This is a genomic window from Pseudomonas wayambapalatensis, assembly GCF_049942315.1.
In the GTDB taxonomy this organism is placed as follows: Bacteria; Pseudomonadota; Gammaproteobacteria; order Pseudomonadales; family Pseudomonadaceae; genus Aquipseudomonas; species Aquipseudomonas wayambapalatensis.
Genome location: NZ_JBNFMU010000226.1, coordinates 24,037 through 37,191, shown reverse-complemented (window position 1 = coordinate 37,191; position 13,155 = coordinate 24,037). Strand labels below are relative to the sequence as shown.

The 13,155-nt window shown below is 65.2% G+C and carries 13 protein-coding genes; 4 read left to right on the top strand and 9 right to left on the bottom strand.

Features of this window, described 5'->3' with window-relative positions; genetic code table 11:
• Positions 1 to 26: 26 nt before the first annotated feature.
• Positions 27 to 929, top strand: a complete 903-nt coding sequence (locus ACPZMI_RS21195; RefSeq protein WP_186669135.1) for a LysR family transcriptional regulator — start codon at positions 27 to 29, stop codon at positions 927 to 929.
• A gap of 105 nt (positions 930 to 1,034) precedes the next feature.
• Here the strand turns inward: ACPZMI_RS21195 and ACPZMI_RS21190 are convergent, their stop codons facing one another.
• Together ACPZMI_RS21190 and ACPZMI_RS21185 are read right to left on the bottom strand one after the other, a co-directional pair.
• Positions 1,035 to 1,247 (bottom strand): hypothetical protein, encoded by a 213-nt coding sequence (locus tag ACPZMI_RS21190; protein ID WP_186669163.1) that lies wholly within the window; start codon positions 1,245 to 1,247, stop codon positions 1,035 to 1,037.
• A gap of 389 nt (positions 1,248 to 1,636) precedes the next feature.
• Entirely contained in the window at positions 1,637 to 2,089 is a 453-nt protein-coding gene (locus ACPZMI_RS21185) for an Lrp/AsnC family transcriptional regulator (protein ID WP_186711385.1), read from the bottom strand.
• A 110-nt stretch (positions 2,090 to 2,199) separates the two neighbouring features.
• Between ACPZMI_RS21185 and ACPZMI_RS21180 the strand changes: the two genes are divergently transcribed.
• The 3 genes from ACPZMI_RS21180 to ACPZMI_RS21170 all read left to right on the top strand — a co-directional run bounded on the left by ACPZMI_RS21180 (position 2,200) and on the right by ACPZMI_RS21170 (position 5,863).
• Complete coding sequence (locus ACPZMI_RS21180; protein WP_426352996.1) at positions 2,200 to 2,814, top strand: LysE family translocator; 615 nt, start codon at positions 2,200 to 2,202, stop codon at positions 2,812 to 2,814.
• An 88-nt stretch (positions 2,815 to 2,902) separates the two neighbouring features.
• Positions 2,903 to 3,535 (top strand): LysE family translocator, encoded by a 633-nt coding sequence (locus tag ACPZMI_RS21175; RefSeq protein WP_186669138.1) that lies wholly within the window; start codon positions 2,903 to 2,905, stop codon positions 3,533 to 3,535.
• 99 nt (positions 3,536 to 3,634) lie between these two features.
• Complete coding sequence (locus tag ACPZMI_RS21170; protein ID WP_426352995.1) at positions 3,635 to 5,863, top strand: ATP-binding protein; 2,229 nt, start codon at positions 3,635 to 3,637, stop codon at positions 5,861 to 5,863.
• A gap of 170 nt (positions 5,864 to 6,033) precedes the next feature.
• Here the strand turns inward: ACPZMI_RS21170 and ACPZMI_RS21165 are convergent, their stop codons facing one another.
• The 7 genes from ACPZMI_RS21165 to ACPZMI_RS21135 form a co-directional block, all read right to left on the bottom strand.
• Positions 6,034 to 8,220, bottom strand: coding sequence for a GAF domain-containing hybrid sensor histidine kinase/response regulator (locus ACPZMI_RS21165; protein WP_426352994.1), 2,187 nt, complete (start codon positions 8,218 to 8,220; stop codon positions 6,034 to 6,036).
• A gap of 116 nt (positions 8,221 to 8,336) precedes the next feature.
• Positions 8,337 to 8,900 (bottom strand): NUDIX hydrolase, encoded by a 564-nt coding sequence (locus tag ACPZMI_RS21160; RefSeq protein WP_426352993.1) that lies wholly within the window; start codon positions 8,898 to 8,900, stop codon positions 8,337 to 8,339.
• Positions 8,901 to 8,921: 21 nt separating this feature from the next.
• Positions 8,922 to 9,668 (bottom strand): GntR family transcriptional regulator, encoded by a 747-nt coding sequence (locus ACPZMI_RS21155; protein ID WP_054892021.1) that lies wholly within the window; start codon positions 9,666 to 9,668, stop codon positions 8,922 to 8,924.
• Between the two features lie 86 nt (positions 9,669 to 9,754).
• Positions 9,755 to 10,144, bottom strand: coding sequence for a carboxymuconolactone decarboxylase family protein (locus ACPZMI_RS21150; RefSeq protein ID WP_054892020.1), 390 nt, complete (start codon positions 10,142 to 10,144; stop codon positions 9,755 to 9,757).
• A gap of 187 nt (positions 10,145 to 10,331) precedes the next feature.
• Positions 10,332 to 10,817 (bottom strand): flavin reductase family protein, encoded by a 486-nt coding sequence (locus ACPZMI_RS21145; protein WP_065862551.1) that lies wholly within the window; start codon positions 10,815 to 10,817, stop codon positions 10,332 to 10,334.
• 13 nt (positions 10,818 to 10,830) lie between these two features.
• Positions 10,831 to 12,312, bottom strand: coding sequence for an aldehyde dehydrogenase (locus ACPZMI_RS21140; RefSeq protein WP_186669142.1), 1,482 nt, complete (start codon positions 12,310 to 12,312; stop codon positions 10,831 to 10,833).
• The gene (locus tag ACPZMI_RS21135) at positions 12,309 to 13,142 is read right to left on the bottom strand and encodes an alpha/beta fold hydrolase (protein ID WP_426352992.1); all 834 of its coding nucleotides are present in this window, start codon (positions 13,140 to 13,142) and stop codon (positions 12,309 to 12,311) included. The genes ACPZMI_RS21140 and ACPZMI_RS21135 overlap by 4 nt, the downstream gene beginning before the upstream one ends.
• Between the last annotated feature and the right edge of the window lie 13 nt (positions 13,143 to 13,155).

Below are 13,155 nucleotides of genomic sequence, written 5' to 3'. Positions count from 1 at the left end.
GAATCCATAACTGAAATTCATCGATCATGGACCTACGTGACCTGACCTATTTCGCCACCATCGCCGAACTCGGCCACTTGGGGCGCGCCGCACAGCAACTCAACCGCAGCCAGCCGGCGCTGAGCAAAAGCATCCAGCGCCTTGAAGAATCCCTGGGCGCGCGGCTGTTCCAGCGCGACGGAAGGCGCATCAAGCTGACCGATGCCGGCGCTTTGTTGCTGGCGCGTGGCAAGCAGTTGCAGGTGAGCATCGCCGAGACCGAGCGTGAAGTACGCGACTTCGCCAGCGGCCTGGTGGGCAATATCCGCCTGGGCTGCGCGGCGAGCATGGCCGAGCACCTGCTGCCGCAACTGACCGCATCGCTGTTGGAGCGGGCGCCGGAGCTGACCTTGAAGCTGTCGATCGGCCAGGACGACATGCTCAAGGACTCGCTGCGCTCAGGCCGGCTGGACGCGATCATCTGCGGCCTGATCGTCGACGATCCGCAGTTCCGTTCCTACCCCATCCTGCAGGACGAAGCGGTGGTGGTGGCCAGCGCCGATCATCCGGTGTTCTCGGGTGAGGTGCAGTTGAAGGACCTGTGCACCTACCGCTGGGTGCTGGCGGCACCGACGGTGACGGCGCGGCGCTGGATCGACAATGTGTTCAGCAGCCATCAGTTGCCGCTGCCCGAGGTGCAGATCGAGACCAACTCGATTTCGCTGCTGCCCCGGCTGATCGCCAAGACCCGCCTGCTGAGCTTTGCCGCGCGCGAGACGCTGGAGCACGGGCTGGGCATGGCATGGTTGCGCGAAGTGCCGCTGGAGGCCACCACCATGCGCCGCACGGTTGGGGTGACTGTGCGTGCCGAAGGGTATCTGCCGCCGGCGGCGGGGGCGATGGTGGAATTGCTGAGAAATGCCGGAGATGGGTTCTTTCGCGGGGATTGATGGCTGATAGTGCGCCGCAACTCGAGACTTGCGGGGGCTTTTGTGGGCGCGGCGGTTCGGCGCCCCGACTTGCCCGCGATGGGCCGCACAGCGGCCCTGGCGATCTCAGCCTTGAACGTGCTGCTCGACCCCATCCAGCAAGGATTCGACCAGCGCCTTGCAGGCATCGAGCCCATGATCATTGCTCAGCAGCAGATCCCGACAGATGCCGGTGGCCAGTTCCATGGCGGTCTGATTTGCCGCTGAAGCGCCTTTGAGCAGGGTGGACAAGTGCACCAGCGCGTCTTCGGCCGCGACACCGGCACAGACCGCAAACAGTGCACGATGGCTACCGTAGCAGCTACCGAAATGCGCAGGCGCGGTGGTGGGTGTAGGGGGATCGGGCAAGCCTTTCGTCATTGTGTCGCTCCTTGATTCAATGGAGTCGCCACCGTTCGCTACCAAACGAAAGGGTGGCGGCTGTACGCAGGTTGGTAGACCGGGAATCAAGGAAACCGGCGCGCACGAAGGCGCCCTGCGCACAGCCACCGTCGAACGCAACAGCAGGTACAAAAACCAACTGAAAGTTAGAGCGGGCGCTTGTGCGCCTTGATTGATCGCGGGCTACCAAACCCGACTGCTGGACTTACAGCAGCGCGCAGAGGTTACCGGTCCGAGGGAAGCGTTTCAAGGCGGGGCCACCTCCAGATACATTTCAGGGGGCTCACTCACATGGGCAACAACCGATCCTGGATCACTTCCTTCATCACCAGCGTCGAGCTCAGCCGTTTCACATTGGGAATGCTGGTCAGCACCTCGTCATACAGCTTCTGGAACGCCGGCAGGTCCTTGGCCACCACATGCAGCAGGTAGTCCGGGTCGCCGAACAGGCGCTGTGCCTCGACGATCTGCGGCACCTCGGTCACTGCGGCCTCGAAGTCAGCCACTGGCTGGCGGGTCACCTCGCGCAGGGTGACGAACACCAGCGCCGCAAAGTTCAGGCCCACCGCCGACGGCGCCAGGCGTGCGTGGTAACCGAGGATGGCCCCAGACGCTTCCAGCGCCTTGAGCCGGCGATGGCAGGGTGAAAGGCTCAGGCCGACACGATCGGCCAGCTCGGTGACCGACAGGCGACCGTCTTTTTGCAGTTCGGCAAGGATTTTTCGATCAGTGCGATCCACGGGGGAGAATCTTCCAAGGTGTTCAAGATTGTCAGCAATATACGGAAGATAATCCCCGGGCGGAATCCGTAATCTTCCTTTCAACCAGACCCCTGAAAGGAACACCCGAAATGACCCTCAGTGTATTGGCCGCGTTCTGGGCCGTGTCGTTGCTGTTCGTCATCACCCCCGGCGCCGACTGGGCTTACGCGATCTCGGCAGGCATGCGCGGGCGTTGGGTGATGCCGGCGGTGGCCGGAATGCTGTCGGGGCATTTCATGGCCACCCTGGTGGTGGCGGCCGGGGTCGGCAGCCTGATTGCCGGGCACCCGCTGGCGCTGATGCTGCTGACCCTCGCCGGTTGCCTGTACCTGCTCTGGCTGGGCGGCAACCTGTTGCTCAAGCCGGCGGCGCCACAGGCGGGGCTGGAGCTGGCAGGGGAGACCGGTTCGCGCTGGGCGCTGCGCGGGTTCTGCGTGAGCGGGCTCAATCCGAAGGTGTTCCTGCTGTTCCTGGCCTTGTTGCCGCAATTCACCGACCCGACCTCGAGCTGGCCGTTGCCGTTGCAGATCCTGCTGCTGGGCATGGTGCACCTGTGCAGTTCGCTGGTGATCTACCTGATGGTGGGCTACGGCGCCAAGGCTGTGCTGGGCACACGGCCGCAGGCAGCGAAGATCGTCGGGCGGGTCTCCGGCGCGGTGATGATCGCGATTGCGCTGGGCTTGATGCTCGGGCAGCTTGGCTGAGCGCAGCACCTTGCACTGACGGGCGTTCCAAGGTCGGCCCCATTGCGGATACACTTTGCGCTCTCTCCGCACGCCAAGGATGCGCCCGATGCCTGAGTCCTCCCACCTGCTGGCCTTTGCCCTGATCGCACTGGGCATGGTCCTGACCCCCGGACCGAACATGGTCTACCTGATTTCCCGTTCGATCTGCCAGGGGCGGGTTGCCGGGCTGATTTCCCTGGGTGGTGTCGCCCTGGGCTTCGTGTTCTACATGCTCTGCGCGGCGCTCGGTATCACTGCGTTGGTGATGGCCGTGCCCTATGCCTATGACGCATTGCGCATCGGCGGCGCGCTGTACTTGCTGTACCTGGCCTGGCAGGCGCTCAAGCCCGGAGGACGCTCGCCGTTCCAGGTCCGCGACCTGCCGGCCGACAGCCCGCGGCGGTTGTTCATGATGGGCTTTCTGACCAACCTGCTGAACCCCAAGATCGCGGTCATGTACCTGTCGCTGATGCCGCAGTTCATCGAGCCGGGCCACGGCAGCGTGCTGCTGCAATCGCTGGTACTGGGCTCCACGCAGATCATCATCAGCGTCACGGTCAATGCGATCATCGCCCTGATGGCCGGTTCCATCGCCGTGTTTCTTGCTGGGCGCCCGCTGTGGCAACAGGCACAGCGCTGGTTGATGGGCACGGTATTGGCCGCGCTGGCGGTGCGCATGCTGGCTGAAGGGCGTCGCTGAACGCGCTGATGCACAGGCGGATGGAACATCTGCGCCGCGCGGGTTTCATATCCTCAGATACTCAATACAGTGCCTGGAAACACTGATGGTCTGCATGACATGAAATCACTACAGGACCGTGATACCGAACACGCTCGGCGCCCGGAGCCCGGCTTTCTGATCAACGGCGGCACGGTCGGCTCGCTGCTGCAGAGCCTGGAATGGACCGAATCTCCGCTTGGCGCCCCAGGCAGCTGGTCATCCGGCCTGCAGACGCTGATGGCCACCATCCTCCCGGCCAAGGCTCAGATCGTGCTGTTCTGGGGGCCCGAGTACGTGGCGCTCTACAACGATGCCTACGCCCCGACCATCGGTGCCAAGCACCCGCGTGCACTGGGGCGGCCGGCCCGCGAGCACTGGAGCGAATTGTGGGACGACCTCGAACCGTTGCTGCGCAATGTGCGTGAAACCGGCGAGACCTTCTCGGCGCGCGACCGGCCGTTCTACATCGAGCGCCGGGGCCTGGGCGAGACCGCCTATTTCGATGTCTCCTATTCGGCGGTACGCGAGGCCGATGGTAGCGTGGGTGGGGTGCTGTGCATCGTCACCGAGACCACCGAGCGCGTGCAGTTCGAGCGGCGTCAGTCGTTTCTGCTGGCGTTGGGCCGAGCGCTGCCGGAGATGGACGAACCCGAGGCGATCGAGACCTATGCCACGCGCCTGCTTGGTGAGGAGCTGGGCGCCTCCCGGGTGTTCTTCGCCGAGGACCTGGGCGATGACGAACGCTATGTCGTCGCCCGTGACTGGGTCGATGGGGTGCCGTCGCAAACGGGGGAGCACTTCTGGCGCCAACATGTCGGCTTGTTGCGTGAGCAATTGCAGGCGGGTCATGAGGTGCATGGCGACTACCCGGCTGGCGCCTCCAGGGACCTGTGCGCCAGCCTGAAGGTGCCGCTGCTGCGCGGCGGCGTGCTCGAGGCCATGCTGTGCGTCTACTTCAATCGCCCCCATGTATTCGCCGACGATGAGTGCCGGCTGGTGGAAGAGGCGGCCAAGCAGACCTGGTCGGCGATTATCCACGCCCGCGCCGAGCGGGCATTGCGCGCCAGCTCCGCACACCTGGAGGCCACGCTGGCCGAACTGATGACGCTCAATGCCACGCTGGAGGAACGGGTTGCCAGCATGCTGGCCGAGCGTGAGTCCGATCTCATGCAACTGCATGAGGCGCGCAAGATGGAGGCCGTTGGTCAACTGACCGGCGGCATTGCCCATGATTTCAACAACATGCTCACCCCGATCATCGCCTCGCTGGAGCTGATCGCCCGACGCCCGGACGACGCGGCGCGTTCGACGCGTCTGATCGAAGGCGCGCTGCAGGCGGCGGAGCGGGCACGCAGCCTGGTCGGCCGCCTGCTCAGCTTCGCTCGGCGCCAGACGCTCAAGCCCCAGCCTGTTTCCCTCGCGGCACGGGTCGGTGACATGCACGAATTGATCACGCGTTCGCTGGGTCCGACCATCGAGGTGCAGGTCGATATCGACCCGGCGCTGCCGGCGGCCGTCGTGGACCCGCATCAACTGGAGCTGGCGCTGCTCAACCTGGTGATCAACGCGCACGATGCGATGCCGGACGGTGGCAGGCTGAGGATCAGTGCGGGGCTGGACACCGCGCGGGCAGGTCGGCCGGCGGGGCCGGAGCGAGGGGCGATGGTGCGGCTGGAGGTGGCCGATAACGGCTGCGGCATGAGCGATGAGGTGCTGGCACGCTGCTGCGAGCCCTTCTATTCCACCAAGGGCACGGGCAAGGGCACCGGGCTTGGCCTGCCGATGGTGCAGGGGCTTGCGATGCAGTCTGGCGGCGGATTCGCCATTCGTTCGCAGCCGGGGCAAGGCACGACAGCGACACTGTGGCTGCCGATTACCGATGCCGATACGTTGTGTCGGGATGAAACTGCGGGTGAAGTGTCCAGGCCGACGCGCCCGGTCAGGGTATTGCTGGTGGACGATGAAGCCATCGTGCTTCAGGCCACGGCAATGCAGTTGCGTGACCTGGGGTATGAAGTGAAAGCGGTCATGAGCGCGGCCGAGGCCGAGCAGGTGCTGGAGCAGGGGTTTGCCGTGGAAGTGCTGGTGACCGATCAGATGATGCCCGAGCGCACCGGCGCCGAGTTCGCCCAGGGGCTGCGGCGGCGTATGCCAGGGCTGCCGGTGTTGATCATCACCGGCTTTGCCAACCTTACGCCCAGTGAGCTCTGTGGTTTCGAGGTGTTGCGCAAGCCGTTCCGGCAGGCGGAGCTGGCGCAGAGCCTGGCGCGGTTACTGCCGCTGGTTTGCGCGCAAGCCGAGCGCTGACGCTGGTTTTGCTGAGCGTGGGCATTTTCTGTGGGGGCGGCGGTTAGGCGCCCGGACTTGCCCGCGAATACGGGCGCAGCCCGTGCCATACAAAGCGGTGCCCTTTTCGCGGGCAAGCCCGCTCCTACAGATCCAGCTCTCACAGATCCAACGGACAGGGTGCAAGGCCGTTACAGGTGTTGTGTCAGCACCTTGTCCAGCAACTGGCACACCTGCTCGGCCGAATATGGCTTGGCGAGGAAGGCGAAGCCCTGGTGGCCGCCTTCGGCAATGGCATCGCTGTAGCCGGAGGTGAGGATCACCGGCAGTTGCGGCCTGGTGCGGCGCAGTTCCCGGGCCAGAGCCAGGCCTCCCATGCCGGGCATTACCACGTCGGAAAACACCACATCGAAGCCCCGTGGTGTCATGTGCAACTGCGCCAGTGCATCCTCGGCACTGGTCGCCCAGCTGATCTGGTAGCCATGGTCCTTGAGAATCTGCGCGGTAAAGCTGCCGACGTCGCGGTTATCCTCCACCACCAGGATGCGCCGTGGCCGGCTGTCGATCGATGCGTTTGCCGCGCTGGCGAGGCTTTGTTCAGCTTCCGGTGCCGGGACCTGGGGCAGGTACAGGGTGAAGGTGGTGCCCTGGCCCGGCACGCTGGTGACCTGCACATCGCCGCCGGACTGCTTGACGAAGCCGAACACCTGCGAAAGGCCCAGGCCCGTGCCGTGGCCCGAGGGCTTGGTGGTGAAGAATGGGTCGAAGATGCGCTCCAGCAGTTCGTGGGCGATCCCGACGCCGCTGTCGATCACCGAGATCGCCGCGAACACGCCCGGCTGCCCCGCTTGCCCACGTTGCCCCGGCATCACCTGGTCAGGCTGCAGGTGCAGGCGCAGCGTGCCTTCGCCGCTCATGGCGTCGCGGCCGTTGATCATCAGGTTGATCACCGCCGTTTCCAACTGGCCGAGGTCGGCGCGGATATGGCAGGGCGTGTCGGGCAGCTCAAGTTTGACCTGGATCCGTGCGCCGGTAGCGGTGTCGAGCATTTCGGCCATCGCCGCCAACTGCGGCCCGACTTCGAACACTTGCGGGCTCAGAGCCTGGCGACGCGCGAAAGCGAGCAGTTGGCCAGTGAGCTTGGCGCCGCGATCGACGGTGTCTGAGACGGTCTTGAGGTAGCGCTGGCGGCGGCTGTCGTCGAGGTCCGGGCGCTGCAGGAAATGCAGCGACGAGCGGATGATGGTCAGCAGGTTGTTGAAGTCGTGGGCGACGCCCCCGGTGAGCTGGCCTATGGCTTCGAGCTTCTGGGCCTGACGCAGCACGGCCTCGGTGTGCAGCAACTGTGCGGTACGTTCTTCGACACGCTGCTCAAGGGTAACGTTGAGCGACTCGAGCGCCTGCACCGCTTCGTGTACTTCGGCGTGTGCCTGAACCCGCTGGATGTGCGCCCAACTGCGTTCGGTGACTTCGCTGATCAGCGCCTGTTCGTAGCCGGTCCAGACACGCGGCTGCTTGTCATGGATGGCCATCAACGCCGTCAGGCGTCCATCCTTGATCAGCGGCATGCAGATGGTCGCCGTGATGCCGATGGCCTGGAAGGTCGCGGCCTCCTGCGGTTCGAGCTCGCTTAGGTTGTCGTTGATCACCAGCGTCAGCCCCGCGCGCAGGCGCTGCACGGCGAGGCGGCCGAAGTCGGCGAGATGGTACTGGCCGAGCAGGCGTGGCGAGCCGGGCGTGACCCAGTCGCCGCAGATGGTGAAGCCGTCCTGATCGGGCTCCATCACGCCGTAGGCGCAGCTCGACAGACGCAGGTGTTCGCCCAGCTTGCGGGTGGTGATGGCCAGGATCCGGTCCGGGTCGGTGGCGTTGGCCACGGCGCGGCCGAGGTCGTCGAGGAAGTTCAGGCGGTGGTTGGCGACCACGCTGGCCGTGGTTTCGGTGACAGTGTCGAGCATGCCGACGATCTGGCCGTCCTGGTCGCGGATCGGGCTGTAGCAGAACGTGAAGTAGGCACGCTCCGGCCCGTTGTGGCGGTCGATGACCAGCGGGAAGTCTTCGATGTATACCGCCTCGCCGCCCAGGGCGCGGCGGGCCATGGCGCCGATATCGTTCCAGGCTTCATGCCAGACGTGGCTGAAGGGCCGACCGAGGGCTGGGGGCTTGCCGCCGAGGATTTCGCTGAAGGCGTCGTTGTGCAGGGTGATCAGGTCATTGCCCCACAGCACTGCTTGCGGGAAGCGCGAGGCCAGGCACAAGGCCACGGTAGTCTTGAGCACGTCGGGCCAGGCATCCAGTGGGCCCAGGGGCGTTTTTGCCCAGTCGTGATTGCGGATGCGTTCGGCCATGAGCCCGCCGCCTTCCAGCCATTTCGCCATGAGGTTTGCCGCTTCGTTTGCATGGAAGGGATAGGTTGCACCGAGAATGTCGGGCTGGCGAGAAATTTGTGGGGTCGTTTGGGTGTCGGGCAGTTGCGCGACAGGCGCGCGCCTGCTCAGCGCATGAAGTGCACTTTGCCGGTGTCGTCATTGCCCATGTAGATGCCATACACCCCGGCCTGGCGTTCGAGGATGTAGCGTTCGAGGATCTGGCGGATCGCCGGGTAGTAGATTGCGTCCCAGGGAATGTCCTCGGGCGCGAAGAAACGATAGTCGAGGGTCTCGGGGCCGAACTGGCCCGTCTCTTCGCTGGCGATGGCGCGGAAGATGATGTACACCTCGCTGATCTGCGGCACGCTGAAGATCGAGTAGGGCGAGACGATGTCGGCGCGTACGCCGGTTTCTTCCCAGACTTCGCGCAGCGCCGCCTGTTCGGTGGTTTCGCCGGCCTCCATGAAGCCTGCAGGCAGGGTCCAGGTCCCGGGGCGTGGCGGGATGGCACGTTGGCACAGCAGGTACTTGCCGTCGCGTTCGATGATGCAGCCGGCGATGATCTTCGGATTGATGTAGTGGATATAGCCGCAGGCGGGGCAGTGCAGGCGCTCGTGGTTGTCGCCGCTGGGAACGCCCCGGTCCAGTGCCGTGGTGCAGTGCGGGCAGTAGCGCGGGGCGTTGGGCATGATCGGTGGCCTGTGTGGGGGTTAAATGCGTGGATCCTTCAGCGCCAGGGGCTCGACCATGTCGCGGACCTTGGCATTGTCGTCCTGCTTCTGGCGCAGGTAGTCCAGCGCGACCTTGGCGGCGGCGCGTACATGGTCGACCGACGCCTGGTGAGCGGCCAGCGGGTCGCCGCTCTTGATGGCCTCGACCATCTTCTCCATTTCACGGTTGCTGGCGCCGCGGCGGTTTTCCTGCGAGACCGAGGTGGCGCGCAGATAGCTGATACGGGCCTGCAACTGACGCAGCTGGGTGGCGGCGACGTGGTTGCCGGAGCCTTCGAGCAGCACATCGTAGAAGCCCTGTACCGAATCGAGCACCTGCTGCAGTTCGCCTTCCTCCAGCGCTTCGCGGTTCACGTCCAGGGCGCGCTCCAGGGCGCGGATGTCCTTGGCTTTGGCATTGAGGGTGAACAGCTGGACGATCAGGCCTTCGAGCACGCAGCGCAGCTCGTAGATGTCGCGGGCGTCTTCCAGGGTGATGATGGCCACGCGCGGGCCCTTGGCATCGGCGAACTCCACCAGGCCCTCGGACTCGAGGTGGCGCAGGGCTTCACGCACCGAGGTGCGACTGACGCCGAGACGGTCGCACAGGTCGCGCTCGACCAGACGGTCGCCCGGCAGCAGGTGGAAGTTCATGATCGCCCCGCGCAGCTTGTCGAGCACGATTTCGCGGAGCGTGACGGGGTTGCGGTTGACCTTGAAGCTGTCGTCGAGTGGCTGGCGTTTCATCAGGTGCGCTCTTTATGAGGCTGTTGCGCCAACGTCGGAGTGCCCCGAACCCAGGCGCTCCTTGCAGTGGTTCGAACAGCCCGCTGTTAACGGGTTGGCTCCGCATCGGCTTCGGCGAACGCTTCGCGGGCCAGGCGGAAGCTGTCCACCGCCGCGGGCACGCCGCAATAAATGCCGACCTGGAGCAGGATTTCGCGAATCTGTTCACGGCTCAGGCCATTGCGCAAGGCGCCGCGGATATGCAGCTTGAGCTCGTGGGGCCGGTTGAGGGCGGAAATCATCGCCAAGTTTATCATGCTGCGCTCTTTGAGCGATAAGCCGTCGCGGCCCCAGACATGGCCCCAGCAATACTCGGTGACCAGCTCCTGAAGTGGCTTGGTGAAGTCGTCGGCGTTCTGGATGGAGCGGTTGACGTAGTCCTCGCCCAATACCTGGGTGCGGATCTGCAGGCCCTTCTCGTACTTTTCATTGCTCATTGCAGTGCTCCGAATGAAAACAGGGGCCGCAACCGAGGGTGAGACGATTAGCGCGGCCCCAAAAAACAGGGTCATCGGCGTGGGCTTCTTCGCGGGTAAACCCGCTTCTACAGGGATCGCACAAATTCTGAATCCTGTGCAGTCCCTGTGGGAGCGGGTTTACCCGCGAAGCAGCCCGCGCGGTCTATCAGCCCAGCGAGGGCAGGGCACCCAGCTTGCCCTTGTGATAGACCATCGGCGTCACCGGCTCGGCCGGCAGCACCAGGTTTTTCACCGCACCGACGATGATCGCGTGATCGCCGCCGTCGTACTCGCGCCACAATTCGCACTCGATGATCGCCGTGGCCTTGGCCAGCAGCGGGTTGCCCAGCTCGCTCAGGTGCCAGTCGATGCCTTTGGCCTTGTCCTTGCCTTTACCTGCAAAGGCGTAGGCCTCGGCGGTCTGGTCGGCCGACAGCAGGTGAATGGCGAACTGCTTGCTGTCGCGCAGTATCGGGTAGGTGTCGGAGGCGTAGTTGGGGCAGAACAGCACCAGCGCCGGCTCGATCGACAGCGCGCTGAAGGCGCTGGCGGTGATGCCGACGATGCCGCCATCGCCATCGAGCGTGGTGACCACGGTCACGCCGGATGGGAAGGAGCCCATCACGTCTTTGTAGATGCCAGGTTCGATCATCTCGTGCTCCTTCTCAACGCATCACAAACGGATCGGGCATCGGCGCCGTGGACAGGTTGATCCACACGGTCTTCAGCTCGGTATAGGCCAGCACCGAATCGATGCCGCTCTCGCGGCCGTAGCCGCTGTTCTTGAAACCACCGATCGGCGCCATGGCCGAGACCGCGCGGTAGGTGTTGACCCAGATGATCCCCGAGCGCACGTCGCGCGCCAGGCGATGGGCGCGGCCCAGGTCGCGGGTCCAGATGCCGGCGGCCAGGCCGAACTGCGAGTCGTTGGCCATGGCCAGCGCTTCTTCCTCGGTCTTGAAGCGGATCACCGCGGCGACCGGGCCGAATACTTCTTCCTGCATGATGGTCATCGAGTTGCTGTCGCACTCGAACAGGGTCGGCTCGTAGAACCAGCCGTCGCCTTCGACCTCGGCGCGCTTGCCACCCAGGCGCAGCTTGGCGCCCTCGGCCTTGGCCGCAGCGACCAGACCTTCGACCACGGCCAGTTGCTGGGCGGTGGCCATCGGGCCCATCTCACTGGCATCGTCCTGCGGGTTGCCGATGCGGATGCGCTTGGCCCGCTCGATCAGGCGCTCGACGAACTCGTCGAAGATCTCGTCCTGCACCAGCAGGCGCGAGCCGGCCACGCAGCTTTGCCCGGAGGCGGCATAGATGCCGGCCACTGCGCCATTGATGGCGCTGTCCAGGTCGGCGTCGGCGAAGATGATGTTCGGCGACTTGCCGCCCAGCTCCAGCGACAGCTTGGCGAAGTTCTCGGCGCTGCTGCGCACCACATGGCGGGCTGTGGCGGCGCCGCCGGTGAAGGCGATCTTGCGTACCAGCGGATGACGGGTGAGCGCAGCACCGGTGCTTGGGCCGTAGCCGGTGACCACGTTGACCACGCCCGCCGGGAAGCCGGCTTCCAGCGCCAGGCGGGCCAGCTCCAGGATAGTGGCTGACGCATGCTCGGAGGGTTTGAGCACGATGGTGTTGCCCGCAGCCAGGGCCGGGGCGAGCTTGATCGCGGTGAGGTACAGCGGGCTGTTCCACGGAATGATGCCCGCCACCACGCCGATGGGCTCGTGCACGGTGTAGGCGAACAGGTCGGGCTTGTCCAGCGGCAGGGTGCCGCCTTCGAGCTTGTCGGCAAGGCCTGCGGTGTAGTGGAAGAACTCCGGCAGGTAGCCGACCTGGCCGCGGGTCTCGCGGATCAGCTTGCCGTTGTCGCGGCTTTCGAGCTGGGCCAGGTGCTCCTTGTTCTCGGCGATCAGGTCACCCAGGCGGCGGAGCAGCTTGCCCCGTGCGGTGGCGGTGAGCCCGCGCCAGGCCTTGCTGTCGAAGGCACGCTGGGCGGCCTGTACCGCCAGCTCGACGTCCTGCTCGCCGGCGTCGGGCAATTGTGCCCAGGGCTGGGCGGTGGCCGGGTCGAGGCTATCGAAGGTCTTGCCGCTCTGGGCATCGCGCCACTGGCCGTCGATGCACATCTGGAAACGAACGAGGGTCATGCAACTATCCCCTTGGCGGATTCGGTGAGGGTGTGGGCTTGGCTCAGGAAGTCCAGCAGCATGCGGTTGACTTCGCGTGGAGCCTCAACGGGCATCATATGCCGTTGTTCGGGCAGGACCACGCTGCGGGCGCCGGGAATGCGCGCGGCGAGCTGACGGGTCATGGCCGGGGTGGAGCCGGAATCGAGTTCGCCGGTGGCGATCAGCGTTGGCACCTGGATGCTGCCCAAGTCCGCTTCGCGGTACATGTCCTGGGTGGCGAACAGCGAATAGGTGGTGTGGTAGCCCTGGGGGTCGTTGCTGGCCAGCACCTGGCGGATGGCCGCGACCTGGGCCGGGTTGGCCGCCTTGTACTCGCGGCTGAACCAACGGTCCAGCGCCGCGTCGACGTTGGCGTCCGGACCAAGCTCGGCAGCCTGCGCGGCGCGGGCGATGACACCGGCGCTCTGCTCGGGGCTGCGGTTGAACACGCTGTTGAGCACGACCAGTGCCGACAGCCGCTGCGGGTAGTGCAGGGCGAAGGCGCGCGCGACCAGTCCGCCCATGGAGAAGCCGATGACGGTGGCCTGGGGGATCTGCAGGTGGTCGAGCAGTTCGGCGAGCTGGGTGGCGTAGCCTTGCAGGTCGGTGTCCGGCGCGGGCAGCGCGCTCTGGCCATGGCCGAGCATGTCGTAGGCGATGACCCGGTAGTCGGTGGACAGGCCGACGAACTGGCCACCCCACATTTCCTTGTTCAGGCCCACGCCGTGGATCAGCACCACGGGTTGGCCCTGGCCGAGGCTCAGGTAGCTGGTCCCGGCAGGTGTACGTTCAGCGACAGGCTGAATCATGGATGGCGCTCCT

What these genes read in the sequence shown, in the direction of transcription:
- ACPZMI_RS21160 (WP_426352993.1), bottom strand. Translation starts at nt 8,900, where the DNA reads ATGCCCAACGCCCCGCGCTACTGCCCGCACTGCACCACGGCACTGGAC.
- ACPZMI_RS21180 (WP_426352996.1), top strand. Translation starts at nt 2,200, where the DNA reads ATGACCCTCAGTGTATTGGCCGCGTTCTGGGCCGTGTCGTTGCTGTTC.
- ACPZMI_RS21175 (WP_186669138.1), top strand. Translation starts at nt 2,903, where the DNA reads ATGCCTGAGTCCTCCCACCTGCTGGCCTTTGCCCTGATCGCACTGGGC.
- ACPZMI_RS21170 (WP_426352995.1), top strand. Translation starts at nt 3,635, where the DNA reads ATGAAATCACTACAGGACCGTGATACCGAACACGCTCGGCGCCCGGAG.
- ACPZMI_RS21140 (WP_186669142.1), bottom strand. Translation starts at nt 12,312, where the DNA reads ATGACCCTCGTTCGTTTCCAGATGTGCATCGACGGCCAGTGGCGCGAT.
- ACPZMI_RS21155 (WP_054892021.1), bottom strand. Translation starts at nt 9,668, where the DNA reads ATGAAACGCCAGCCACTCGACGACAGCTTCAAGGTCAACCGCAACCCC.
- ACPZMI_RS21135 (WP_426352992.1), bottom strand. Translation starts at nt 13,142, where the DNA reads ATGATTCAGCCTGTCGCTGAACGTACACCTGCCGGGACCAGCTACCTG.
- ACPZMI_RS21150 (WP_054892020.1), bottom strand. Translation starts at nt 10,144, where the DNA reads ATGAGCAATGAAAAGTACGAGAAGGGCCTGCAGATCCGCACCCAGGTA.
- ACPZMI_RS21165 (WP_426352994.1), bottom strand. Translation starts at nt 8,220, where the DNA reads ATGGCGAAATGGCTGGAAGGCGGCGGGCTCATGGCCGAACGCATCCGC.
- ACPZMI_RS21195 (WP_186669135.1), top strand. Translation starts at nt 27, where the DNA reads ATGGACCTACGTGACCTGACCTATTTCGCCACCATCGCCGAACTCGGC.
- ACPZMI_RS21145 (WP_065862551.1), bottom strand. Translation starts at nt 10,817, where the DNA reads ATGATCGAACCTGGCATCTACAAAGACGTGATGGGCTCCTTCCCATCC.